This is a genomic window from Thermodesulfobacteriota bacterium, assembly GCA_035559815.1.
Lineage (GTDB): Bacteria > Desulfobacterota_D > UBA1144 > Nemesobacterales > CSP1-2 > DATMAT01.
On sequence record DATMAT010000057.1, the window covers coordinates 1 to 24,674 of the forward strand.

Annotated in this window: 21 protein-coding genes; 13 read left to right on the top strand and 8 right to left on the bottom strand. The window is 47.3% G+C overall.

All coding sequences use genetic code 11. The features are described from left to right. Positions 1–304: 304 nt before the first annotated feature. The 3 genes from VNN20_14130 to VNN20_14140 form a co-directional block, all read right to left on the bottom strand. A complete protein-coding gene (locus tag VNN20_14130) occupies positions 305–2,467 on the bottom strand; it encodes a bifunctional (p)ppGpp synthetase/guanosine-3',5'-bis(diphosphate) 3'-pyrophosphohydrolase (protein ID HWP93327.1) in 2,163 nt (720 codons plus the stop codon). A 114-nt stretch (positions 2,468–2,581) separates the two neighbouring features. Continuing rightward, entirely contained in the window at positions 2,582–3,184 is a 603-nt protein-coding gene (gene gmk / locus VNN20_14135; protein ID HWP93328.1) for a guanylate kinase, read from the bottom strand. A 124-nt stretch (positions 3,185–3,308) separates the two neighbouring features. Then, positions 3,309–4,403: a mannose-1-phosphate guanylyltransferase gene (locus tag VNN20_14140; protein HWP93329.1), complete on the bottom strand. Its 1,095-nt coding sequence runs from the start codon at positions 4,401–4,403 to the stop codon at positions 3,309–3,311. Positions 4,404–5,131: 728 nt separating this feature from the next. Here VNN20_14140 and VNN20_14145 point away from each other — a divergent pair. Then, positions 5,132–5,422, top strand: a complete 291-nt coding sequence (locus VNN20_14145; GenBank protein ID HWP93330.1) for a hypothetical protein — start codon at positions 5,132–5,134, stop codon at positions 5,420–5,422. 88 nt (positions 5,423–5,510) lie between these two features. Here VNN20_14145 and VNN20_14150 read toward each other — a convergent pair whose 3' ends face one another. After that, the gene (locus tag VNN20_14150) at positions 5,511–5,966 is read right to left on the bottom strand and encodes a ferritin-like domain-containing protein (protein HWP93331.1); all 456 of its coding nucleotides are present in this window, start codon (positions 5,964–5,966) and stop codon (positions 5,511–5,513) included. Between the two features lie 451 nt (positions 5,967–6,417). Here VNN20_14150 and VNN20_14155 point away from each other — a divergent pair, with 451 nt between their 5' ends. Beyond that, positions 6,418–7,140 carry a restriction endonuclease gene (locus VNN20_14155; GenBank protein ID HWP93332.1) on the top strand — a complete coding sequence of 241 codons (723 nt, stop codon included), beginning with the start codon at positions 6,418–6,420 and terminating at the stop codon, positions 7,138–7,140. A gap of 181 nt (positions 7,141–7,321) precedes the next feature. Further along, entirely contained in the window at positions 7,322–9,013 is a 1,692-nt protein-coding gene (locus tag VNN20_14160) for an AMP-binding protein (protein HWP93333.1), read from the top strand. 7 nt (positions 9,014–9,020) lie between these two features. On the opposite strand, the gene VNN20_14165 is transcribed toward VNN20_14160, so the two are convergent. Then, positions 9,021–11,018, bottom strand: coding sequence for a cation:proton antiporter (locus tag VNN20_14165; GenBank protein ID HWP93334.1), 1,998 nt, complete (start codon positions 11,016–11,018; stop codon positions 9,021–9,023). A gap of 110 nt (positions 11,019–11,128) precedes the next feature. After that, positions 11,129–11,623 (bottom strand): cation-translocating P-type ATPase C-terminal domain-containing protein, encoded by a 495-nt coding sequence (locus VNN20_14170; GenBank protein HWP93335.1) that lies wholly within the window; start codon positions 11,621–11,623, stop codon positions 11,129–11,131. 45 nt (positions 11,624–11,668) lie between these two features. On the opposite strand from VNN20_14170, the gene VNN20_14175 reads away from it, so the two are divergent. Next, positions 11,669–11,869, top strand: coding sequence for a CBS domain-containing protein (locus VNN20_14175; GenBank protein ID HWP93336.1), 201 nt, complete (start codon positions 11,669–11,671; stop codon positions 11,867–11,869). Positions 11,870–12,032: 163 nt separating this feature from the next. Here VNN20_14175 and VNN20_14180 read toward each other — a convergent pair whose 3' ends face one another. Next, positions 12,033–12,473 (bottom strand): hypothetical protein, encoded by a 441-nt coding sequence (locus VNN20_14180; protein ID HWP93337.1) that lies wholly within the window; start codon positions 12,471–12,473, stop codon positions 12,033–12,035. A 274-nt stretch (positions 12,474–12,747) separates the two neighbouring features. Between VNN20_14180 and VNN20_14185 the strand changes: the two genes are divergently transcribed. Beyond that, positions 12,748–13,527, top strand: coding sequence for a 3-hydroxybutyrate dehydrogenase (locus VNN20_14185; protein HWP93338.1), 780 nt, complete (start codon positions 12,748–12,750; stop codon positions 13,525–13,527). Between the two features lie 37 nt (positions 13,528–13,564). On the opposite strand, the gene VNN20_14190 is transcribed toward VNN20_14185, so the two are convergent. Continuing rightward, complete coding sequence (locus tag VNN20_14190; protein ID HWP93339.1) at positions 13,565–14,485, bottom strand: LysR family transcriptional regulator; 921 nt, start codon at positions 14,483–14,485, stop codon at positions 13,565–13,567. 174 nt (positions 14,486–14,659) lie between these two features. On the opposite strand from VNN20_14190, the gene VNN20_14195 reads away from it, so the two are divergent. The 8 genes from VNN20_14195 (at position 14,660) to VNN20_14230 (ending at position 24,069) form a co-directional block, all read left to right on the top strand. After that, positions 14,660–15,031: a nuclear transport factor 2 family protein gene (locus VNN20_14195; protein ID HWP93340.1), complete on the top strand. Its 372-nt coding sequence runs from the start codon at positions 14,660–14,662 to the stop codon at positions 15,029–15,031. A 237-nt stretch (positions 15,032–15,268) separates the two neighbouring features. Next, on the top strand, positions 15,269–15,895 hold the full coding sequence (locus VNN20_14200) for a hydrolase (protein ID HWP93341.1): 627 nt from the start codon (positions 15,269–15,271) through the stop codon (positions 15,893–15,895). A gap of 133 nt (positions 15,896–16,028) precedes the next feature. After that, positions 16,029–17,849, top strand: coding sequence for an amidohydrolase (locus VNN20_14205; protein ID HWP93342.1), 1,821 nt, complete (start codon positions 16,029–16,031; stop codon positions 17,847–17,849). A 307-nt stretch (positions 17,850–18,156) separates the two neighbouring features. Next, complete coding sequence (locus tag VNN20_14210) at positions 18,157–19,287, top strand: hypothetical protein (protein HWP93343.1); 1,131 nt, start codon at positions 18,157–18,159, stop codon at positions 19,285–19,287. Between the two features lie 67 nt (positions 19,288–19,354). Beyond that, positions 19,355–20,977 carry an MFS transporter gene (locus tag VNN20_14215; protein ID HWP93344.1) on the top strand — a complete coding sequence of 541 codons (1,623 nt, stop codon included), beginning with the start codon at positions 19,355–19,357 and terminating at the stop codon, positions 20,975–20,977. Beyond that, positions 20,970–21,917, top strand: coding sequence for a ring-cleaving dioxygenase (locus VNN20_14220; GenBank protein ID HWP93345.1), 948 nt, complete (start codon positions 20,970–20,972; stop codon positions 21,915–21,917). Before VNN20_14215 ends, VNN20_14220 begins: the two co-directional genes overlap by 8 nt. 376 nt (positions 21,918–22,293) lie before the next feature. Next, positions 22,294–22,923 (top strand): alpha/beta hydrolase, encoded by a 630-nt coding sequence (locus VNN20_14225; GenBank protein ID HWP93346.1) that lies wholly within the window; start codon positions 22,294–22,296, stop codon positions 22,921–22,923. A 417-nt stretch (positions 22,924–23,340) separates the two neighbouring features. Then, positions 23,341–24,069, top strand: coding sequence for an NAD-dependent deacylase (locus VNN20_14230; protein ID HWP93347.1), 729 nt, complete (start codon positions 23,341–23,343; stop codon positions 24,067–24,069). Positions 24,070–24,674: the final 605 nt, after the last annotated feature.

The following is a 24,674-nucleotide window of genomic DNA, read 5'->3' on the forward strand; positions in this document are numbered from 1 at the left end:
CCCCCGGGCTCCCGCCGGCCAATGCCCTCTCGGTGAGGCCAAGCTTTTCCCTCACCGCATCGGCAAGCTTTGGCTCTATCTTCGAGGCGTTTTTCTTGAGAATGGAACGGGTTGTGGTAACTGCCTGCTTCGCTCTTTTCCTGATTTGATACTCTTTTGACCAGAATCCTAACATGATAAGGCCTTGAGTATAAACGGGTAAATAGTCCGTTTCAACATTACCACTTCGTGGAGTTTAGAGTTGAGAGTTGAAAGTTTAGAGTTTGAGGAAAAAACTAACTCGGAACTCCAAACTGCCGAAGGACTATGACTCTTCAACACCCACTATCCTCTCAACGGAGATAACACCCTTCACCTTCCTTATGGAATTTATCAAATTTTCCAGTTGGCTGAGGTCGGAGACGTCCACGTCAAACGTACCCACCGCCCTGTCCACCTCGGTCGAGTGTATCTCCGCCTTGGATATGTTCACATCAGATGATGCAATAGAACGGGTAATGCTCGACAGCATACCCGGGCGGTCGCTGCAAATGACCATGATCTTTGCTGAACGAGGCCCTTTGAAGCTCCGGTCCCATTCCACTTCTATCCGGCGGGCCGGGTCTGTATCTAGGAGCTGCGGACAGTTGTGCTTATGTATGGTCAGACCGCGGCCCCGGGTTATGTATCCCACGATCTCTTCCCCAGGCAATGCTCCACAGCAGTTGGCGAATCTTATCATAACGTCGTCATAACCCTTGACCAGCACCCCGCCGGTCGTTGAACCGGTGAGGGTCTTGATGATTCTCTGCAGTCTGGATTCCTTCTCGGGCGGTTGGTCGAACGTTCCTTTAGGCAGGACTATCTTCAGTAAATCAGCAACCGAAACCTTTCCGAATCCCACGGCCAGGTAGAAATCCTCTACATCCTTGAACCCAAGCTCGGAGAGCGCACTGTCCAGCTCCCCTTTTTTAAGCATCTCCTGAAAATCGAGACCGTGCTGCTTGAACTTCCTCTCGCAAATAGACTTGCCGACCAGGTTAGACTTCTGCCTTTCCTCGGTCCTGAGCCAGGAACGGATCTTGGTCTTAGCCCTGGAACTGGCCACAAACTTTAACCAGTCGCGGCTTGGATGTTTGTCCGGCGAGGTCGTTATCTCCACCGTGTCACCGCTTTTGAGCCGGTAGTCCAGCGGGACGATCTTTCCATTGACTGTGGCCCTGGTGCAAGTGTTTCCCACCTCCGTATGAATAGCATAGGCAAAATCGACCGGGGTTGCCCCGCTAGGAAGTTCTTTCAGGTCGCCCTTTGGGGTAAAGGCGTAAACCATACCCGGTATCAGGTCTCCCTTGACCGCCTCCAGAAACTCGGTGGGATCCTTTATATCCTTCCATTCGAGCAACTGTCTCAAGTTGGCATAAATCTTGTCGCTATCGCCGCTCTCGATCCTCCCTTCTTTGTATTTCCAGTGAGCGGCGATGCCGTGTTCGGCTATCTCGTGCATCCGGCGTGTCCTGATCTGTATCTCCATCCTCTCCCCGAAGGGACCAATAACCGTGGTATGTAAGGACTGATATCCGTTACCTTTGGGTAGAGCGATGAAGTCTTTAAACCTTCCGGGGATAGGCTTCCAGGCGGAATGCACGGCCCCGAGGGCTTCGTAGCATTCCCTGAGCGAGGTGGTAATAATCCGGAATGCTATTATGTCGTATACATTATCGAAATCGATGTTCTGAGACTGCATTTTGTTGTGTATTCCATAGATGCCCTTGATCCTGCCGGTAATCTCGGCCTTTATACCGAATTCAGACAGTTGTTTCGACAGTATCCCCTTTACCTCTTCGACGTATTTCTCCCACTCTTTTCTCTTCTTAGCCACCCTCGCCGAGATCATCTCATACTCCTCGGGGTTGAGGAAGCGGAAAGACAGGTCGTCGAGCTCGGTCCTGACCCATTCAATTCCGAGCCTGTGGGCAAGCGGAGAATATATTTCGAAGGTCTCCCTGGCTATCCTTCTCCGACGATCCTCGGACAGATGCTGAAGCGTGCGCATGTTGTGGAGGCGGTCGGCCAGTTTTATGAGAACCACCCTTATATCTTTTGCCGTGGCCAGTATCAGCTTCCGGAAGCTCTCCGCCTGCTCGTCAATCTTTGATGTAAACGGCAGACGGCTTATCTTGGTGACACCATCCACCAGAAACGCTACTTCCTTGCCGAATAGGGAGTCTATTTCTTCGAGTGTGGCCAGGGTGTCCTCCACCGTGTCGTGGAGAAGACCGGTTACTATTGAGGCTACGTCGAGTTTCATGTCAGCCAGGATTGCCGAAACCTCGAGCGGATGGCTAAGATAAGGCTCCCCTGAGCTTCTCTTCTGCCCGGCATGAACCTTTGCCGAGAATACATAGGCGCTCTTTATAACCTCGAGCTCCGGCTCAAGGAGGTAGAGATAAGAATTAACCTTCTCGATTATGTCGTTAAGCCGAATCATTTATTGACAGCCACTCATAAAAACGATGCATGATTAATGATGCACGATGCACGAATTTCCGAGTATTTCTATTAGTATCTTGTATCCCTTTGTCGTCCACAAACGGATAACCGTCTATATACCCTCAATTATTAGCTGCCCTAGGACCCTCTCTTTTCTACACCTCTCTGCCAGTATGACGGCGGTGAGATTCTTTATCGCCTCGTCAAGAGAGTCATTGATAATAATATAATCATAGAATTTGGCTTCTTCCATTTCCCCTTTTGCATCTTCGAGCCTTTTTTTGATCTCGGACATATCGTCGCTCTTTCTCTTGACCAACCTCTCCTTCAGAGCATCCAAGGATGAAGGGGTAACGAATATGTATACCCCGGAGCCATACTTATTCCTCACGCTCCTGGCCCCCTGAACGTCTATATCCAGAAGGAGGTCAATTCCCGATTCTTTTGCCTGCTCCAGCTCCGCGGCCGGGGTTCCGTAATGCTGGCCATGGACGACGGCCCATTCAGCAAACCGGCCGTTTTTGGCCATATCCTGGAACTCGTCCTCTGAAACGAATCTGTAATCTACCCCCTCCACTTCCCCGGGCCTCTTCTTTCTGGTGGTGAATGAAACGGTGAACTTGATATTCTCAATTTTGTGAATGATTTGTTTCACCAAGGTAGTCTTGCCGCTGCCTGATGGCCCGGAAACTATAAATAGAATTCCCTCTCTCATAGTAGTTAAGGAATTACACTCGGTTATTTGCTAATTTTAGGATACTTTAAGGCTATTTGCAATCGAAATAAATGATGAGTGAAGAGCGAAAAATTTTTACATCTTAACTTTTCATTCTTAATTCTTAACTCTCAACTTTCAACTTCCCTTCCTTCTCCAGCTTTTCCACCACCTTCTTCACGTCCTGCGCCTTTTCCTTGTCTAGGACCAGGATGGCATCGTCGGTCTCCACTACAACTAAACCCTTCACCCCGACAACGGCAATCAACCTCTTATCTCCAAACACCAGGCAGGATGTGGAATCGACCGCTACTGCTTCTCCCCGAAGGATGTTTTCCCCATCGCTCTTCCTCAGGAACTCGTCCAATGCCTGCCAACTGCCGATATCACTCCATGGAAAATCTACCGGTATCACCAGCGTATTTCCCCACTTTTCCAGGATGAGCTTATCTATAGGCCCGGGCTCGATTTGTTCATAAAACCGGATAAGACCCGTATTCTCCCGGTTGGTATTCAAATCATCGAGTAAGCTGTCTAAAGGTTTACTCCAATGGGGAAGGAGCTTCTCAAAGGCATCGAGGATAGAAGAGGCTTTCCAGATGAATATTCCGCTGTTCCATAAATAGCCCCCCTGCTCTAAGAACCGTCGAGCAGTCGTCGAATCCGGCTTTTCGGTGAACCGTTCCACCCTTTTAACCTCAAATCTATTTGATTTATCGATGGTTTCCCCTTCTTTTATATATCCATAGCCCGTTTCCGGTCTGACCGGTTTAACGCCCAAGGTTATTAGAGGATGATCATTATTCTGAAGCCTCATGTTCGCTATTTGTGCCGCATAAAGAATAACCTCCCTGAAAACCTCTTCCTTCCCTATGGCATGGTCTGCGGGCAGAACCACTGTCAGTGCATCAGGCGAGAGCTTCTTTATCCGGAGTGTTCCAACGGCAATCGCCGGGCCCGTATTTTTCCCTTCAGGCTCGAGGATCAGGTTCTCGGCGGGGAGTTCGGACACGTGTCTCAAGGTCTCCCGGGCATACCTTTCCAGGGTTACTACAAAGATTTTCTCGATGGGAATTATGGGAAGGACCCGGTCCACAGTTTGTCTTATCATGGACTTCCCACTAACCAGAGAGAGGAATTGCTTGGGCTTGTCCTTCCTACTTAGAGGCCAGAACCTCTTCCCCTCGCCCCCGGCCATGATGAGAGCATATAAATCCATTCCGTAATACTAATCTGTATTTACCCTTTTCTCAATTTCTAGAAGAACCGGTAAAAATCAACCACCCCGCGGCAAGCTCTAGAATACCAATTACATGCGTAAGTACTCAGTCGTGTCATTGCGAAGTCGAGGGGGCCTGTTTAGCCCCAGCCTGTCCTGAGCTACGCCGAAGGGTCAAAGGGTGGAAGATGTGTTCCTTATTTTTTAGGCACTACCAGTTATATGGCCAGGTTATGAAGCTTTTCTTTTAGCTTGGAATTGTATGTGATGATTGTACATCTCTTCATCTCATACACATTACACACCCCTAAATCCCCTCTTGAGAGGGGACTTAGTTGTGCTCCTTAGCAAGAGTGGAGTTGATTAAAAATCCCCTCTTGAGAGGGGTGGCCCGAGGAGCCGGGGTGTGTCCCTCCAGAGAGGGGGTGTCCCGTAGGGACAGGGTGTCTTAGTGTAGAAGGGAATGTCACAGAGGTGTAGAAGAGATATTTCAACAAATATGGTCTTTGGATAGCGAACACAAAAGAGGGTGACCCGATTTTGAAAAGACGTTTTATCTATCTAAAGCCCTTGTTTTAGCCGTTTGAATCGTTGGTCTTTAATTATTTTAGACCACAGTGCCGGTAAGCAAAATTTCAATTTGACAATTCATTAGAAATCGGGTGAAATTGATATTTGTTATCATTAATCTAGGAACTGATTAAAATCAACAGGAGTAGAGGTAAGTAATGAATACAGCAATTAATGAAGTGCTACTCGGAAGTATAAGCGGGGATGAAAACGACCACATTGTAGAGGTGGTTGTGGTAGAGGATGGAAGCAAAAATAGGTATGAAATACGCCTACTCAGCTTCGGCGAGGGTATAGGCTGGTACGTGCAGAAGACCCTGCCCCTCGACTCGAATCAGGCTAGAGCCCTGGGACGGGTGCTCTCCAGAACCGATAACGATCTTCAAAGAAAGCTCATAAAGCAAGACGAGCTACCGGCCTCAAGGAAGGTTGTTAGCTTACCACTTTAATTTAAAAGCAATGTCAGCCAATAAAAAAGGCGGGAGTCAATTCTTCCCGCCTTTTTATATTCCATATTTAAGAGAGAAACCAGACAAACTATTTTACGCTAAACTTTAGCTGCTTATCCTTGACCTTAATTTTCTTTAGCTCCAGTATCTTCTCCAGCTCCTCACAATCTTCTTTTTCCGCTTCTACCATGTTCTCGATCATCACCCGGAGAGGAGTATCATCCTGCACCAGTTTTAAGAGGGACTCGTAATGCTCATACACCTGATAAGCCAGCTCCAAGTCCTGTTTCAACATCTCGGTCAGGTCAGTAGCCTGCTTTATCGGTGCAGGTTCTACGGTTGGGAGCCCGCCCAGGGCGGCTATCTTCTCACCCAACATCTTCGCGTGCTTGAGCGACTCCTCCGCATGCCCCCTGAGCATTGGGGCTATCGATTCCCGGAATAAACCCTGGACCAGAAAACTATGCTGAAGTCCCTGTATTATGCTTGCGTATTCTAGTGAAAGCCCCTTGTTCAATCCGTCAATTACCTTTTTTAGGTCCATTTCTCATCTCCTCCTTGAATTATCTCTATAAGCACATTCTACATAATTTATATTATCCTTGGCAATAGGAAACTCAAAATAATAAAACGGTTTAGAACTCAGTATCACGGCAGAAAGGGTGAAGGTTATGCTCTTGGAATTACACTCCCTCATGTGTTATTGCGAGGGGTAAAGCAACGAGATAGTGTCCTCTCCGCATGTCATCCCCGAATTCTTTAATCGGGGATCCATTTTTTAAAAAACTGGATTCCCACTTAAGCTCGTACCCGAAAGTATTAATCGGGTAACATGTGGGAATAACAGGAAGGAGGAGAATATCTGAAGTCGAATAAAATTCCTCACAAGCTCCCTCACGTTTGCTCGCAGCAATGACAAAATAGCAGTGACACCAGAGCTACTGAGTATCATTAAGTTAAAACCCCATTTCTGTAGATATAATTTAGAATAAGCTATGAGGACAAGGAATTTCATATTACCGGTCGTTTGTCTTCTTTTTCTGATACCCATTACCTCACTCGCCGGCAAGCTGTATAAGTGGGTCGACGAGAAGGGCGTAACCCATGTTACCGATGACCCGGAAAAAGTCCCTGAAGAGCATAAAGGTTCGATGAAAAAATTCGCCCCTGAAGACAAACTAGACTCATTAACAATCAAAGTTGAAGACATATGGAAGGACATTAAGAGCGAAAAAGTGAAAATCGCCGCCGGGATCGCCGGGTTAATAATCATTACTGCGTTATACAAGCTGCTGAGACGAACAAAACTAAGAACAAACGAAAAGAAAAGGGAGAAACATCTCCAGGCACTAGAGCAGTCCGGGATAGACGTCCTAGACCTTGCCCAATATCAAAAATACATCGGAGCATTATTGACCAGACAAGGCTTTAATTTGAGGACACCGGAAGGCTCTTTTAACCTCGGTGTTGACCTGATCGCCGAAAAGGATAAGAGCAGGTACGCCGTCCAGATCAAGCGGCAAGCATCTCCCATATCCGGTGCTATAGTCAACGACCTGGAGAGGGAAAAACACCGGTATGGTTGCGACCGGTCCATGATTATCAGCAACAATTACTTCACCGATGACGCCGTGGAGAGAGCGGGGCCGAGCGGGTGCACACTTATCGACAGGGAAAAGCTCGGGGAGTGGATCCGGCAATTTGGGGAAAAAGCGTAAATGCTTAAAGTTCTATAGCCACAGAGAGCACGGAGACAAAAAGGTATTTCTGGAAATTATATTTGTTTACTAGTTGTAATCTCTTCCCAACCTAATCTAAAAGAAACTAAAGATAACCTTAAGGAATTGGTATAATATTCGTCTGTTAATCGGAGCTAGTTAATTTTAAGAAATTTCATATATGAAAAAGCTGAATAAACCTATAAGAAAAATTCCGGTAATAAAACCAGGGCTGGGTATCAGAACCATCCCGGAGATGCTGGAGAGTAGTGCTGAGAAATATAAAGACAAAACAGCATTCATGATGCCCAGAAAGAACAGGATGTATGAAATCAGCTTCGGTCAGACCCTGGAGTACGTTAAGCGCATTTCCAGGCATCTGAGGGAACTGGGCTTAGGGAAGGGTGACCACATAGCCATTCTCGGAGAAAACAGGCCGGAGTGGGGGATAGCCTACTTCTCCGTAGCCTGGGTGGGCGCCACCGCCATCCCTCTTGATGCCAGGGCCTCACCCGACTCTTACAAGCCGATCCTAAAATTCTCCGGGGCTAAGGCCATAATCTTATCCCGCTCGTTTCTTCCCTACGTTGAATCCATTTCCGACGAATTGGAGCAACTGAGACATATCATTTTGATGGATGATTTTGAAGATATATACAACCGCTATTCGACCGGGGTGGATAGGGACACGGTTTCGCCTGACGACCTAATGGAAATTCTATTCACCTCCGGAACAACCGGCGACCCCAAGGGAGTGATGCTGACCCACGGTAACATCATGTCAAACGTGGACGATATCTACAGCGCCATAGAATTCAACCCGGAAGATAGCATGTTTTCCATCCTACCTATCCATCACTCCTACGAATGCACTGGTGGGCTTCTCACCCCTTTCTATAACGGTATGAGCGTATTTTACGCCAGAAGCCTGAAACCGAACGAAATGATAGAGGACCTGAGGAGTGCTAAGCCGACCCTCTGGCTTAATTCCCCACTGATTCTGGAGAAGCTCTACCAGCGGATGAATAAAGAGCTATCCAACCAGAAAGGCTTAAGAGCCTTCGTAACCAACATCCTGCCAAAGAGATTGATCGGCAAAAAGATTAAGGAGAGGTTAGGACTTCAAAGAATAAGGCTTATAGTATGCGGCGGTGCCGCCCTGCCCGGCTGGGTTTCCAGAGGGCTCGAGGAGTTGGGCTTTCCAATCATACAAGGCTACGGTCTTTCCGAAGCAGCACCGCTTATAAGCGTTAATCCCCCCTCGAACCCCAATAACGATAGTGTGGGCATGGTCATACCCAGCGATGAGGTCGAGATAAGGAATATGGACGGCGAGGGAAACGGCGAGATAATCGCCCGCGGGCCGAACATAATGAAGGGGTATTACAAAAACGAAAGGGCTACGGAAGAAGTACTGACCCCGGACGGATGGCTACTAACCGGGGATGTGGGCTATTTTGACGAGGAGGGTTACCTATACATAACCGGCAGAAAAAAGTTCGTGATAGTTACCAAGGGAGGAAAGAACGTATTCCCGGAGGAAATAGAGGAGAAGCTGACAAAATCGCCATACATCGAAGAGGCCCTGGTGTTCAGCCCGGACGATGAGAATATTCAGGCTATAATCCATCCCAACATGGAGGAGGTCCGAACAAAACTGGGCAGCTTGGGAGAGGAGTTAAGCGATGAAAACGTGTGGAAACTCCTGAAAGAGGAGACCAGAAAAGCCAACCGGGACCTGGAGACGTACAAGAGGATTAGGCACTTTGCGGTGAGGTACGAAGAGTTCCCCAAGACCACAACCCGCAAGATCAAAAGGCATCTCTTCAGGAATGTGAGTTTAGGGCTCGAAACGAAAGTCTTTAGGGATTAGCCCTAAATTAATCCTGATTCCGAAACACACCTGTGACCCCGGCGATTTTTTCCGGCTCGCCCAGTAGAATTAATATGTCGTTGGCAGCCAGTTGGGTATCTCCACCAGGATTAGGCAAGATGTTCGAGTCCCGGCGAATCGCCAAAAGGGTGACCCCGTATTTATTTCTAAGCTCGATCTGGGCCAGGGACTTTCCGATTATAGGGGACTTGTCGCTCACCTGAAGCGTGCAAACCTCGACATTGGGAAAGTGAAAGGTTAAGTCAAACAAGGACGGGGATGACCTGGAAGGACTCCTGAACATTTCGTACCCGTCGGACCTCACCTCGGCGATGAACTTTTCGATATCGTCTCTGGGAACAAGGTATTTGGTCAGCACACGGGTAAAGATCTCCACCGAGGTCTCAAATTCCTCCGGAATAACCTCATCCGCGCCTAATTCGTACAGGGGATTGACCTCCTGAATAAAGCGCGTCCTGGCAATAATATACACCTTCGGGTTTAGCCTTCGGGCGATGGAGGTCACTTGTCTGGTCGCTGCCGGGTCGGAGATCGCTATCACCACCACCCGGGCGTCCTTTATACCGGCATGCTCGAGCACTGCCTCTTGAACTGCGTCTCCGTAATAGATGAGTTCTCCCTTCTCCTGTTCATCCCTGACCGTTTCCGGGTTCATCTCCAGAATTAAATAGGGTATACCCGCAGCTTTGGCCGCACGGGCCACATTCCTGCCATTAACCCCGAAACCTATTATGATGAGATGATCTCTGAGGCGCTCCTGGCGGTCGGCAATATCTATCCCCCGGTAAGGGTATAAACCTGATTTTAATCTTTCCGGCAGTGGCAACCGTGACACAGAATCGGCGATGCGAGGGGCCAGAGCTATGATAAAAGGAGCAGCAGCCATGCTTAACACCGAAACGGAGAGAAAGGTTTGATAGACGCTACCATCAAGCAAATCGTTTTGAAGACCGGTTCTAGACAATATGAAGGAAAATTCTCCAACCTGGCTTAGGGTCAAACCCACCAGGATGGTGGTACGAAGCGGAAACCCGATCAAAGCGCTGGCAAACCCGGCGGTGATGGTTTTCAACATCAGCACGCCCAAGGCAATCATTGCTATCAAAAATGGGTGGCTGAAAAGAAAATCAAGGTCGAGGAGCATCCCGATGGAGATGAAAAAGAAGCTGAGGAATACGTCACGGAAAGGCAGGATGTTGCTTAGCGCCTGGTGGCTGTATTCAGACTCGGAAATGATAAGCCCGGCCAGGAATGCCCCGAGGGCTAGAGAGAGGCCGATGCTGGATGTAAGCCAGGCCACCGCAAAGCACATGACCACTATACTCAACAAGAAAAGCTCCCGGCTCCTAGTTCGGGCAATCTGAAAGAGCAGGCGAGGTACCAGGTAATGGGCGCTTGCCACCACCAATGCGATTACCAGTACACCTTTGACCAGAAGATAGAGGAGGGATTGTCCCACATTCTCTACCCCTCTGGAGAGAAGGGGAGTCAACAACATCATAGGAACAACTATCACATCCTGGAAGATCAAAATAGCCAGGGAAGTACGTCCTTGTGGACTATCAACCTCGGCTCTTTCCTGGAGTAGTTTTAGCACAATGGCCGTACTGCTGAGGGATATAAGAAATCCCAGAAAAACCGATTCCCCAAACGGTCGACCGAAGAGCTCAGCCACGACGAATACGACCAGTATGGTTATGAACACCTGAAGAGAACCACCTAACAATACTGTTTTTCTGATGTGAAGAAGACTTTTCAGAGAAAACTCAATACCGATCGTGAATAGCAGTAGAACAACCCCTATCTCGGCCAGGGTTTCCACTTCGTGTGACTGCTTTATCAAGGCTAGGCCGTATGGCCCGGCTATCGTTCCGGTCAAGAGAAACCCGACTATGGTGGGCACACGCAGTCGGTGGCATATGAAGAGAACAAAAATGGAAAGTCCAAATATTATGACTATTTCGCTGAGTAAAGGTATCTGCATGTAAACAAAAGCTCCTTGAAATCAGGAACAGCTAACCATCGTGAAATATACGGAGTACGAATAGGTCGGATAAAACAGTAAACAATATAACATTTAAAGCTATCTTCATCCTAACTTTTATTCTTCCTTAGAATCTTAAAAACTTCCATCACCACCAGTATGCTCGATGCCAGGAGGAACAGGAAAAACCATTCCTCGATTGAAACCGGCGAGACTTGCAGAACCTTCTGCATGAACGGGACATACATAGCCATGATGTGGATACCCTGGGCCGCAAGAACACCCACCACGAGAAAAACATTCTGCTTTAACGAGATCTTGAACACAGATTGGTATTCCGAGCGGCAGTTGAATACATGATAATTTTCCAACAAGACCATGAGCAATAAAACTATATTGCGAGCCGCAAATTCCTCCCAACCCGATTCCAACAACCAATACCAGACTCCAAAAGATAAAGAGCCCATGACCGCACCGGAGACAAGCGTTTGCTGAACCATCAACCGGTTAAAAATACCCTCGGTCGGTTTACGGGGCGGTCGCAACATTGCCCCTGGCTCCCCGGGCTCAAAGGCCAGGGCGACGTCCTGAATGCCGTTGGTCACCAGATTAAGCCAGAGAAGTTGCTCTAAAAAGAGTGCAAGCGGTAAATGGCGACGAGTGTCAAGAAAATGACAAGCAGTCCGGTGATAACGTTAACAGAGGAGGATACCGTCGAAGAAGTAGTGAAGAAGATGCTCCACTATGATATAAACCGTATCCCCATTGTTGATAAAGAGGGAAGACCAGTCGGAATAGTTGCTCGATACGACCTGCTTCGGCTGATTTCACCGGTTAACAAAACAAGATGAAAAACAATAAGCCTAGCCCAAGTAAAACTCTTTTCTTGGCGTGTTAAAAGTAGTTAAGTGGGTAGGTAAAAGTACTCTACCGAAGTACTTTTACCTACGGTAAACCTTTTATATTGTCGTCGGCAATCTTTAATGAATTTAAAAGCTTAAATCGGAAAAGTTTTCAATGGGCAGGGGCTTCTTCCGTTTCATGTTCCATCATCTCTTTCCCGTGCTCCATCATTTCCTCGCCTTCCTTCTTCATTTCTTCCGCTGCCTCCTCCATCTTTTCACCGGCTTCTTCCATCGCTTTACCGGTTTCCTCGGCTGCATCCTTTCCCATCTCGGCGGCATCTTCCATCGCTTCGCCGGCTTTCTCTGCAGCTTCCTCTGCCATTTCCGCCGCATCTTCAGCCGCACCTACTGCCGCCTTTCCAGCATCTTCCACCATCTCACCGGCTTTTTCTCCAGCTTCTTCCATTGCTTCGCCGGCTTTTTCCGCGCCTTCCTTCACCGCCTCACCCGCTTCTTCAGTCGGTTTCTCCGCCCTCTCCGGACAGGCGCTCAAACCCACTACAAAAACACCTACCGACAGCACGATAAAAAGCTTCTTGAAGATTGACATGTCCTACCTCCTCCTTTAAGTATTTTCGCTATTCAATATTGAAAAAAAGCACAAAGTCAGAGCATTATGCAATTTGTGCACTAATATACACCATACCATTCCATTTTGTAAAGGCTTTAACCAACGACATGACCGTCGTCTATTTGCTTCAGAAAATTCGATGTTTAATCAGTCCGGAAAGCCAGATAAAATTACAAACTAAGAGTCTTCGTTTAAGTGAATAGGATATCCCGCAGTGCTACTTTAGAGCGAACAACTTTAGGAGGGTCAAGCAATGAAATTAGACGGAAAGGTAGCCGTTGTAACCGGGGCGGCAAGCGGCATCGGACTGGCCATAGCCGAGGGACTAGCTAAAGAGGGTGTAAATATAACCATAGCCGATTTGGACGGTGAAGGAGGGAAGAAGGCTGTAGAGAAAATTCAAAAACTGGGTAGAGACGGTCTTTTCGTCAAAACCGATGTCACCAAGCGCGAGGACTGTAAGAATCTAATCGCCGAGACCATGAAGAAGTTTGGTCGAATCGATATTCTGGTCAACAATGCCGGGCTACAGCACGTATCCCCGATCATTGATTTTCCGGAAGAGAAATGGGACCTGCTCATTGGGGTTATGATTACCGGCCCTTTCCTCTGCACCAAATATGCACTTCCACACATGATAAAACAAAAATGGGGAAGGATAATAAACATATCTTCCATACACGGGATTATTGCCGCTAAATTCAAATCCGCTTACGTTTCGGCAAAGCACGGCGTGATCGGTCTTACCAAGGTAACCGCGTTAGAGATGCTAGAACATGGAATAACCGCAAACGCTATATGCCCCACATTCGTGCGTACTCCACTCGTAGATAAACAGATAGACGACCAAGCCAAGGCCCACGGCATACCCAGGGAAGAAGTGCTCGAAAAGGTAATCCTGGCCGAGGCCCCTATGAAAAGGATGCTCGAACCGGAAGAGGTGGCAGACCTGGTTGTTTATTTGTCCGGCGAGTCGGCCCGTAACATCACCGGGTCGGCAATAACCATAGATGAGGGATGGACGGCGCAGTAAAAAGAGATGTCTAAACTCACTTTAGTTGAGGTTTATATCACCCGGCTCGTCGTTTTATAATGTTCTTACCAGAGACTCGGCGTGTAAATTCTTTGGCGACTTTGAGAAATGCTTGCAAAACAGGAGACTTATTATCACGCTTCCAAGCTACATTTAATTCCATCTTTTTCATTGGCTGCCACAGCTCGCGATAAACCACTCCCTCTCTTTTCAAGTCTTTCATCGATTCGGGAACTAATGATATACCCAATCCCGTTGCAATAAGTCCAAGTATAGTTTGCATCTGGTTTGCTTCCTGTATTACGTTGGGAGTGAAATCGGCATTCTGGCAAAGTCCAATGATTTGATTGTAAAGACCACAACCTAGATGGCGAGGAAATAAGACAAAAGGCTCGCTTTTTAATGCTCGAAGAGGTATCTTCTGTTTTGCTGAAAGAGGGTGATTCTCCGGCAGTGCTACGATAATAAACTCCTCCAGTATGGGTTCAAAAGAAAGCTCTTCATCCCGTATGGGTGAAAGAAGAAAACCAACTTGAATGTCCTTGTTATGGAGAGCCTCTATGAGTTGAGCGGTAGTCATTTCTTTTAATTGCAGATGAATATCAGGGAATCGCTCTCTGAAAATCTTTAGAATGTTAGGAATTACATCATATGTAGCAAAACCCTCAAAACCTACCGTAAGCTCACCAATTTCTCCACGGCTTGCACGCTGAGCGGTACGTATAGACTGTTCGACCCGCTCAAGTATCCTCCGCGCTTCATCGAGAAATGCTCGTCCCGCCTCAGTCAACTCAATTCTGCGTTTAGTCCTGCGGAGAAGTTCAACCCCTAATTGTTTTTCCAGTTGGCGTATTTGCTGACTGAGTGGAGGTTGGGCAATATGGAGTCTTTTAGCAGCCTCACCAAAATGCAGTTCTTCAGCGACCGCGACAAAGTATCGCAAATGTCTCAATTCCATAGCCTCATTATATCATACTTTTAAAGTCTTAATTTATAACGAAAAATATATTGGACTAATATAAACCGCTTATATAAAATCTAAGCAGACTAAGGCTCTTAACAAATAATCCGAATAAGTATAGAAGTTTTCATTTGAGATTAAATAAAAACAATAGCAAGGGAGAGTAAAGAGATGACTGATGAAGAAAGAAAATCCATAGCTTCGGAGTATCTAAAGAGGCTTGATAGAGGTGAAGATTTCTTCGAGCTTTTTGACGAAAATGCCGAGGTATTCTTTCCCAGGTCGGGCGTCGCGGTAGGGGCTGATGCATACAAGAAGCTCTTCTCCGATTTAGCGGCGAAGGTGAAAAGGTTCAGGCATCATCATGCCTATTTAAACTGGATAATTCAGGGCGACATGGTCGTGGCTGAAGGATCGAGCGAGGGAGAATTAAAGACCGGAGAAAAATGGACTGACAGCAAATGGTGCGATGTATTTGAGATTAGGAACGGCAAGATTCAACGTCTCTACATATACCTGGACCCGGAGTACTCCAGATATTAATGAAGTGCATATTGCAAAAACAGAGCACAAAGCTGTGCCTGTATACAAAAGCTGATTCCCCATAGAAGTATCCAAGCAAGATCAAAGACGACGAAGGATAAAATAAGTTGCTAAAAAAATATCTAGCATAAGGAGGAAAGTATTATGATATACCCTGAGATTAAGACGAAACTTTTTCTAGTTGTTTTGCTTTTCCTGGTTTCTACAAGCGCCTGGGCGCAAAAGCCATCTCCCAGAATGCTGACACCAACCAACCATATATTAATTCTAATCGACCATCAGCCCCAGATGGCTTTTGCCACCAAGTCAATCGATATCGTGGAGTTGAGGAATAACGTAACCGGACTGGCCAAAGCAGCCAAGGTTTTTAACGTTCCGGCTATATTAACGACAGTAGCAGAAAAAACCTTTAGCGGCCCTATGTTTCCGGAAATCATGGCTGTCTTCCCCGACCAGCAACCCATAGACAGGACCACAATGAACACCTGGGAGGATGATAGGGTAGTTAAAAAGGTAAAAGAGTTTGGTAAGAAGAAATTGGTGATCGCAGCTTTGTGGACTGAGGTATGCGGAGTTGGCCCGGTACTTTCTGCAATTGATGAAGGTTATGAAGTTTATTTCGTTACCGACGCATCCGGTGGTGTAAGTGACGATGCGCATAACATGGCCATAGAAAGAATGGTACTGGCAGGCGCCATCCCGATTACCTGGCTTCAGTACATGCTGGAATTACAACGGGATTGGGCAAGACAAGAAACTTATGCGGCTGTTACTGGTATTGCAAAAGAACACGGCGGCGGTTATGGGCTTGGAATAATTTATGCCAAGGAAATGTTCGGTGCAGAGGAAGGTAAAAACCAGTAAGGCTAACCAATATGAAAGGGTCATGTGCAAAATGGGGGCACATGCCTCGTTGTTTTAGTATTTTTCTCAGCCATGGCGAAGCTTAGGGGTTCAAAATTTTGAGCCCCTATTAAAAAACAAGGAGACAGATGTGATGAGAGCATTCAAAAGAATTAACAGATTAATTCAAGGCGGCTCTTCTTTTCTAGTTATGATTTTTTTCTCTGTGTTGCTCTTCTTTTATCAATTCCAATCTGAACCCCCAGCCTCCAGGGCGGACACGATAATAAAAAACGGTAAAATTGCTACGCTTAACCAAGATAATCAATTCGTTTCTGCCGTTGCCATCAAAGGGGACGAATTCATTGCAATCGGAAGTGACCAGGAAATCCTGAACTATAAAGGTCCCGATACCAAGGTGATTGATGTAAAAGGGAAGACCGTTATTCCGGGGTTAAACGACTCCCACTCCCATTTAATAAGAGGGGGTCTAAATTACAACCTGGAACTGAGATGGGATGGAGTAAGGTCTTTGAATAAAGCGCTTGAGATGCTTAGAGAGCAAGCCAAACGGACTCCAGAAGGACAATGGGTTCGTGTTGTAGGCGGGTGGTCTGAGTATCAATTTAAGGAAAAGAGATTGCCAACACTTGAAGAGATAAACGAAGCTGCGCCCGACACACCGGTATTTGTGATGTATTTATATTCTTTAGGGTTTTTGAATAAAGCAGCTATTGAGGCGCTGGGTTATACAAAAGACACAAAATACCCCGGAGGAGAGATTCAACTGGATAAAAATGGAAACCCTACAGGGCTTCTCATAGCCAAGCCAAGCGCGCTGATTCTTTATTCAACGCTTCTCAAGGGGCCAAACCTCTCTACGGAAGACCAGCTTAATTCAACCCTTCATTTCTTTCGTGAGCTCAACCGGTTTGGTTTAACCAGTTCTATAGACGCAGGCGGCGGCGGTCAGAATTTCCCCAATGACTACCAGGTTGCCAAAAGGCTAGCTCAGGAAGGTAAGTTGACAATTCGTATTTCCTACTATCTCTTTGCCCAAGAGAAAGGAAGGGAGCTTGAGAACTACGAAGAATGGATAAAGATAGTTAAACCCGGTCATAATGGCGATATGTTTCGCCCAAACGGATATGTAATGGAAGGAGCCGGAGAAAACCTGACCTGGTCAGCGGCCGATTTTGAGAATTTCCTGGAACCTAGACCAACGCTCTCGGAAAACATGGAAGGGGAGCTTAAAGCAATAGTTCAGCTACTGGTAAAAAACCGCTGGCCCTTCAGAATCCATGCCACTTACGACGAATCCATCGAACGTTTTTTAAACGTATTTGAGGAGGTAAATAAGGAGACACCGTTTAACGGTTTAAGATGGACTATCGACCATGCCGAAACCATTTCTGAAAGGAATCTAAATAGGGTCAAGGCCCTCGGCGGAGGTATAGCAGTTCAGAATCGTATGATGTTTCAAGGGGAACATTTTGTGGAAAGGTACGGTGCTAAGGCCGGAGAGAATGCTCCACCAATTAAGAAGATGTTAGACATGGGAATTCCGGTAGGACTGGGTACGGACTGTACCAGAGTTTCAAGCTATAATCCCTGGCTGGCATTATACTGGATTACATCTGGCAAGACCTGGGGGGGAACGGTTATTTACCCGGAGGAAAACCGCCTCAGCCGGGTCGAAGCATTAAGACTAATGACTGAGGGCAGCGCGTGGTTTTCCGGCGAAGAAGGTGTAAAGGGAACGATTGAAGTTGGGAAATATGCCGATTTGGCGGTTCTCTCGGCGGATTATTTCTCCGTTCCCGAGGAGGAAATAAAAAATATTGAATCGGTATTGACTATCGTAGGGGGAAAGCTAGTCTATGCGAAAGACGAGTTCAAAGACCTGGCTCCGTGGAATCTGCCTGTGAGTCCGGCTTGGTCCCCGGTTGCCGAATTTGGCAGTTATGTAAATTAGAAAATACGTCACGTCCAGCCGTTCTTTCGATAAAAAAGGTGCAAGTTTTAGACATAAATATTGCAGAATCGTTGCGACCACCAGGGCACGTAGAAGTAGAAAATGTCATTTGGAATATCTTGGAGTGAATTGATTTTGTATAATACAGGAACAACTTTTATAGGAACCAGCTAGTTATATGCTCGATCACGACAAAAAGTTATCAGCTAACTCCGATTTATTATCACTTTTCATCAGAGCGCCTAACTTGACAATTATAGTCTCGATTCTTTGCTTAATTTTAAGCCTCACCAGTTGCATTTCCCCGGTGATTTTAGACCAAGCGGTCTTACAATACGACGAGGCAGTTAACCAGACGCAATCTAAAATGCTTCTTCTAAATATTGCACGAGCGAGGCATTATCTCCCCACCCATTTTACCTCTGTCTCAAACATCGCCGCCACTTACAACTTCGAGGTAAATGCCGGTATAACCGGAGGAGTAATCGAAGAGGGAGACACTCTCTTTGGCGTTTTAGGAGGAAGTGCGGCGGAAAATCCGACGATTAGCATAATTCCGTTCCAGGGGGAAGAATTCACCAAACGTCTTCTTACCCCGACAGACGAGACAAAGTTTGAGTTTCTTTTCCATCGGGAAGCTGATATGGGGATCCTTTTAAGACTTATGGCAACTGCAATCTTTTTTGAAGAAGACGGTAAACGAGTTATTTACCGAAACGACCCAAGATACCCGGGAGAATACACAGAGTTTCGTCGCCGTGTCTTACACCTCTCATACCTCGACGAATCTCAAAAACTGGACGTCGGAGCCATTCAATATGAAGAAGAATGGCCGATACCAAAGGGTCAGCCGCCGAGTTCACAAGATTTAATAAATGCCCTGGAAAGTGGGTTTAGTTGGGAAATAGATGAGGAAGGAAAGGCGTATATTTTGAGCAAAAAGTTAACGGGCCGAATGCTCATTGCCAATTATGACCCGGATCAACTGTCTAACAAAGAGCGACGCAAACTACAAGATAGGGCTCAGCAGTTTCCCAGATATTTTATCCTGGTTGACATACGCCCCGGTTATCCCGGAGGGGATTACCCCTTTCAAGGATGGATCAAGCTTCGAAATTTCAACGGCATAATAGAATTTATCGCTCGGGGTATAGCAGATAGTCCAGAATTTGATGTAGTAAAGGACGCACGCACAGGCCCCGTGCTGAGAAACCCTGCTAAGACACTGGATATCAAGGAGACGAATAGAGAGCCCTTGGATGCAGCCTTGACGGTCGGGTTCAGAGGGAAAGTGTATTCGATAGCAAATAAGCCGGATGAAGAGGGAATCTTCGGTAAATGGGACCGAGAGGCATTTGAGGTACTTTACCAACTATTTCAGATGACGGTGACAGATTTAACCCGAGTTCCCGTTCCGCCAATAACCATATCGAAGTAATTTAAACCATTCTTTATGGTATCCTCATTTGACTGCTGACGGCAGCTACCTTACGAAATCACAAAGCATGAACGAGCAGCGTAAAGAGAATTCAGCCTGGACCCCTCTCAAAGAACCTATTTTTCGAGCACTGTGGATCGCCACGGTTGCATCAAACATCGGTACTTGGATGCAGGATGTGGGGGCAGCATGGCTTATGACTTCGCTAGCGCCGTCACCCCTAATGGTCGCATTGGTCGAGGTAGCCACAACCCTGCCCATGTTTATGCTCGCCCTTCCTGCTGGAGCTCTGGCGGACATAGTCGACCGACGCCGTCTTCTACTCATTACCCAGGGATGGATGTTAGTAGTAGCCGCCGGACTCGGCATATTGACTCTATTCGGCATTACTACCCCGTGGCTTCTATTAGCCTTCACTTTCTTACTGGGTTTGGGCGCAGCCATGAATGCACCCGCCTGGCAGGCCATAGTACCGGAGCTGGTAACGATTAAAGAAATACCGGCCGCGGTTGCTCTTAACAGCGTCGGGTTCAATATTTCTCGCGCTGTCGGGCCCGCTCTGGGAGGGCTCATTGTCGCCGCTGCCGGAGCCTACGCAGCGTTTATCTTGAACGCTGTCACGTTTCTGGGAGTTATAGTTGTTCTTTATCGCTGGCGCCGTAAGCCTAGTGATAGCGCATTGCCCTCCGAACGTTTATTCGGGGCAATGCGGGCCGGGCTTCGTTATGTACGCCAATCAGAGGCCCTTCGCTCGGTCCTGGTTAGGAGTGGAGTTTTTATAATCTTCGCCAGTGCCATGTGGGCGCTCATGCCCCTTGTTGCCAGAATAGAACTGGGACGCGGCCCAGCCGGATATGGAATGCTTCTTACCTCCTTTGGAGTGGGTGCGGTGCTTGGGGCAACCGTCTTGCCCGCTTTTAGAAGAAGAATTTCGATAGATACGGTTGTTGCTGGTGCGACGATCCTGTTCGCCCTGGTGCTCCTTTCGTTTGCCTACCTCCGTATTTTTAGTCTCTTGTGCGCTGTTACATTAGTCGGGGGAGCCATGTGGCTGACGCTTCTATCCAGCTTCAACACTGCGGTGCAGGCGTCCGTTCCCTCTTGGGTTAGGGCCAGGGCCTTGTCCGTATACCTCCTTGTTTTCTTTGGGGGTTTTGCCGGGGCGAGTACAGTCTGGGGCATTACGGCAACGCATCTGGGGATTTCGAACACATTCGTAATTTCCTCTATAGGGCTCGCCCTTGGACTTGCCCTCACTCGCCGCTACCGTCTGATAAAATTCGAGGGGCTAGACCTTTCTCCTACAAAGCGCTGGCCTGCGCCGACAATGGTTCATAAAGTGGAACCAGACCATGGACCGGTGCTTGTAACGATTGATTATCGAATCGACCCGGCAAGGTCTCGTGATTTTGCAAGAGTAATGAAGGCGGTGAGCGCAATACGTCTGAGAGACGGCGCTATTCGCTGGAATCTATTCAAGGACACGGAAGACCCGGGGCGGTACTTGGAAACCTTCATCGTCGAATCTTGGATTGAACACCTGAGACAGCACGAGCGCGTAACCATTTCGGACCACGAAATTTTAGACCAAGCGCTTGCCTATCACACCGGTAATAAACCCCCGGTTGTCTCACATTTCATCGCAGAGCCGTTAACCAAATATTTAGAGGAGGAATCATCTGATGAGTAAAGAAATTCTGGGAATACATCATGTCACCGCAATAGCCGGCGAGCCGCAGGAGAACGTGGATTTCTATGCCGGAATACTGGGCTTACGCCTGGTCAAACAGACCGTTAATTACGACGACCCCGGCACATACCACCTTTATTACGGAGACGAGCTTGGCCATCCCGGCACGATTATGACTTTTTTCCCTTGGCCGGGAGCACGCAGGGGACAACGAGGCACCGGGCAGGTAACGGTTACGTCATTCTCAGTACCGGAGGGGTCTTTCAGCTACTGGACAGAAAGATTCAAACAAAACGACATAGCTTTTGAAGACCCGGTCCGCCGTTTCGATGAGGAAGTGCTCACCTTCCTTGACCCGGATGGGTTAGTTCTTGAGCTGGTATCTCATGCCCGTGCGGATGAGCGTAGCCCATGGAAAGATGGCCCTATTCCCCAAGAACACGCTATAAGGGGATTCTACGGCGTGACTATCACGGTTGAAGGGTACGAGCGCACTGCATCATTATTAACTCAAGTACTTGGCTTCCGTTATCTCAATGATACCAGCAACAGGTTTAGATATGAAGCGGGGCCGGGGGGTTCCGGCACTCTCATCGACGTCCTCTGTCTTCCCTACGGAACTATGGGTAGAATAGCCGTTGGCACCGTTCACCACGTTGCCTGGCGAGTGGCCAAACATGAAGAGCAAAAAGCCCTGAGGGAAGAGATTGCCGGGCTAGGGTTTAACGTTACTCCGGTTATTAACCGCAATTATTTTCACTCGATTTACTTTCGAGAGCCCGGGGGCGTTCTATTTGAGATTGCCACCGACCCACCCGGATTCACTGTAGATGAATCACCGGAGCAACTGGGAACAAAACTACAGCTTCCGCCCTGGCTTGAACCAAATCGGGCGAAGATTGAGCAGATTCTTCCTCCATTGCGTTTGCCGAAGCTATGAGGAAGAGTGATATTATAACTTCAACCTCTGATGAGGAAATATGGCTGTCATCATTCCGAACCCTTCGATTCCTCAGGGTAAACTATGTGAGGAATCTTATTCGGTTTAGGGAATTTTCCCTTTCTTGTCATTCCCACGAATCTTGTCCTCGCGGAAGCGGGGAGTGGGAATCCAGTCTTTAATTATGGATCCCGGATAAAGCTTGTCCCCGCATGTATTTAGCGGGGAACATTCGGGGATGACAGAAAGGGTGGACACCCGATTGACCCCCGGTTTAACCGGGAAGACGGGAATGACAACACAAGGTGCCCGATTGATCCTTCAGTCTACTGGAATGGAGACAAGGTGCAGAATTGGCACGACGTGAGTGAGTAAAATGACTATTAAAGACCTCGGATTTATTCATTCCTTTGTCCCGGCGGAAAACCCGGAATCGTCTACAACCTTACTCCTACTTCACGGAACGGGAGGAAACGAGGAGAGCTTGCTTTCACTCGGAAATACGCTGTCTCCGGGATCAGCATTACTCAGTCCGAGAGGCAAGGTGCTCGAAAATGGAATGCCTCGGTTCTTCAGGCGTTTTGCCGAAGGGGTTTTTGACCTCGAAGACCTGGTCTTCCGTACTCACGAACTGGCCGAGTTTATCGAGGCTTCATCCGTCGTTTACGATTTCGACCTGAGTAGGCTCGTAGCGGTTGGATATTCGAATGGAGCCAATATTGCCGTCAGCATTTTATTGCTGCATCCGAAACTCCTAGCCGGGGCAGTCTTGTTTCGCCCCATGGTGCCCTTCATGCCCCGGATAATGCCCGACCTCGCTAGAATCCCTGTCCTCATATCCGCCGGAATACATGATCCCATTGTTAGCGAAGAAGAGTCGGAAAGATTGTCCGAGCTACTTCAGAACGCCGGGGCGAATGTCACATTTCTTTGGCAAAAAAGGGGACACGATCTGGGATCCGACGAAATTAAATATGCTAAAGAATGGCTGTCCAAGCTGTGGTGAATTCATATCCCTGCCCTAGATTGTTCCTTATGTAGAGACGCAACATTTTGCGTCTCTATAGTACTAGAAGGTCTGAATTCGATTGTTTGCCTAAGTTAAATTTTCTAAGATATTATTTATCGATATAGAAAAGCAAAATTGTTCATAATAAGAGATTGATTGTCAGAGTTGGCCTGATGGTAATCAAAGGACTTCAATGACGTATAAATAAGAAGCAACCCCTCTTTAATTTTCCCCTTACCGAGGGGGGAAACACAAGGGGGGATAGAAAAACTATTTGAACTAACAGGGTTAGGACAGCGTTTGCATAGCAAACAAAAAAGAGGGTAACCTGATTTTAAAAAGATGCTGTTATTATCTAAAGGCCTTGTTTTACGAGTATGAATCGTTAGTTTCTAATTATTTTGGAAAGCAGTGATGGAAGAGGAAATTCAAAAGGCAAAAGAAATACTTAGAAACGCACGTGGGATTACCGTCCTCACCGGTGCGGGTATTTCCGCGGAAAGCGGTATTCCCACCTTTCGCGGAGAAGACGGCCTCTGGAAGAAATATAACCCTGTAGATGTGGATACCGCCGACGGCTTTAGACGGAATCCCCAGTATGTGTGGGAATGGTATAACGGCTTAAGGGAACTCATATCCACGAAAAAGCCAAATCCAGCCCATCATGCCCTTTTCAAACTGGAAAAGATAAAACCCTATTTTAGCATCATAACCCAGAACGTGGACGACCTTCATCGGGTCTCCGGAAACAAGAATATAATCGAATTACACGGCAACATCTTTCGGACCAGATGTGTTGAATGTTTACATGAAGAAGAAAACCGGGAGGTTCCGTTAGCCGAGATACCTCCACGCTGTAAAAAGTGCGGAGGACTACTAAGGCCTGCCGTTGTGTGGTTCGAGGATTACATTCCACTACCAATAATAGACTCATGTCTTTTATCGATCGAGAATTCCGACGTAATGCTTATTATTGGGACTTCCGGATTGGTAGAACCTGCTGCTTCGATGGGCCTCGTAGCTAAGCATATCGGAAAGACGGTAATCGAGGTAAACCTGGAGGAGTCCACCCATTCTCAGAAGTACGACCTGGTTCTTTTGGGAAAAGCGGGAGAGATCTTACCAAGAATTATCCCTGACTGAATAGGTTTATTATCTCTTTTTACCAACGGATATAAATCCGCTCATACTGAGCTTGTCGAAGTATGAATTTAACACATAAGGTGTTCGTCCTTCGATAGTTCGACAAGCCCACTACTCAGGACGAACGGATTGGTTGCTTTTGTCCTCTATCCTATTCTTTCTTCATGGTGAGCCCTTGGACTTCGCTTAGAGCTTGTCCTGAGTAAAACAAAGGAATAAACTCATGCGAAGGAGCTTACTAGGAATCTGACAGAAGTGTCATTTCGGATGAACATGAGGAATCTTAAACAATTTCATTACTAAGATTCCTCCCTTCGGCTGGAATGACAACCGGGTCTGATTACCTCTTAAAAGAATTTATCCCTGCCTGCCTTCCTTCCATGTCATTGCGAACGTTCCAGTTCCCTGACTTCCTCCCTCTTGATCGCTACCCCCAGATCCCAGCGAAGCAATCTCGCTTTTTTCAAGGGATTGCTTCGTCGTGGAATTTATCCTGAGCCTGCCGAAGGACTCCCTCGCAATGACACCCAAAAGCATTCCAAGTCTCCACTCTCACCACTTGCGATTACCTACCGTCCCTGTCATTGCGAGCCGCCGTCTTTTGG

Excerpts from the sequence above, each read along its gene's own strand:
- VNN20_14175 (HWP93336.1), top strand. The coding sequence starts at position 11,669 with ATGGCGACGAGTGTCAAGAAAATGACAAGCAGTCCGGTGATAACGTTA.
- VNN20_14180 (HWP93337.1), bottom strand. The coding sequence starts at position 12,473 with ATGTCAATCTTCAAGAAGCTTTTTATCGTGCTGTCGGTAGGTGTTTTT.
- VNN20_14155 (HWP93332.1), top strand. The coding sequence starts at position 6,418 with ATGAGGACAAGGAATTTCATATTACCGGTCGTTTGTCTTCTTTTTCTG.
- VNN20_14160 (HWP93333.1), top strand. The coding sequence starts at position 7,322 with ATGAAAAAGCTGAATAAACCTATAAGAAAAATTCCGGTAATAAAACCA.
- VNN20_14205 (HWP93342.1), top strand. The coding sequence starts at position 16,029 with ATGAGAGCATTCAAAAGAATTAACAGATTAATTCAAGGCGGCTCTTCT.
- VNN20_14195 (HWP93340.1), top strand. The coding sequence starts at position 14,660 with ATGACTGATGAAGAAAGAAAATCCATAGCTTCGGAGTATCTAAAGAGG.
- VNN20_14165 (HWP93334.1), bottom strand. The coding sequence starts at position 11,018 with ATGCAGATACCTTTACTCAGCGAAATAGTCATAATATTTGGACTTTCC.
- VNN20_14150 (HWP93331.1), bottom strand. The coding sequence starts at position 5,966 with ATGGACCTAAAAAAGGTAATTGACGGATTGAACAAGGGGCTTTCACTA.
- VNN20_14230 (HWP93347.1), top strand. The coding sequence starts at position 23,341 with ATGGAAGAGGAAATTCAAAAGGCAAAAGAAATACTTAGAAACGCACGT.
- VNN20_14220 (HWP93345.1), top strand. The coding sequence starts at position 20,970 with ATGAGTAAAGAAATTCTGGGAATACATCATGTCACCGCAATAGCCGGC.
- VNN20_14185 (HWP93338.1), top strand. The coding sequence starts at position 12,748 with ATGAAATTAGACGGAAAGGTAGCCGTTGTAACCGGGGCGGCAAGCGGC.
- VNN20_14145 (HWP93330.1), top strand. The coding sequence starts at position 5,132 with ATGAATACAGCAATTAATGAAGTGCTACTCGGAAGTATAAGCGGGGAT.
- VNN20_14130 (HWP93327.1), bottom strand. The coding sequence starts at position 2,467 with ATGATTCGGCTTAACGACATAATCGAGAAGGTTAATTCTTATCTCTAC.
- VNN20_14140 (HWP93329.1), bottom strand. The coding sequence starts at position 4,403 with ATGGATTTATATGCTCTCATCATGGCCGGGGGCGAGGGGAAGAGGTTC.
- VNN20_14225 (HWP93346.1), top strand. The coding sequence starts at position 22,294 with ATGACTATTAAAGACCTCGGATTTATTCATTCCTTTGTCCCGGCGGAA.
- VNN20_14215 (HWP93344.1), top strand. The coding sequence starts at position 19,355 with ATGAACGAGCAGCGTAAAGAGAATTCAGCCTGGACCCCTCTCAAAGAA.
- VNN20_14190 (HWP93339.1), bottom strand. The coding sequence starts at position 14,485 with ATGGAATTGAGACATTTGCGATACTTTGTCGCGGTCGCTGAAGAACTG.
- gmk (HWP93328.1), bottom strand. The coding sequence starts at position 3,184 with ATGAGAGAGGGAATTCTATTTATAGTTTCCGGGCCATCAGGCAGCGGC.
- VNN20_14200 (HWP93341.1), top strand. The coding sequence starts at position 15,269 with ATGCTGACACCAACCAACCATATATTAATTCTAATCGACCATCAGCCC.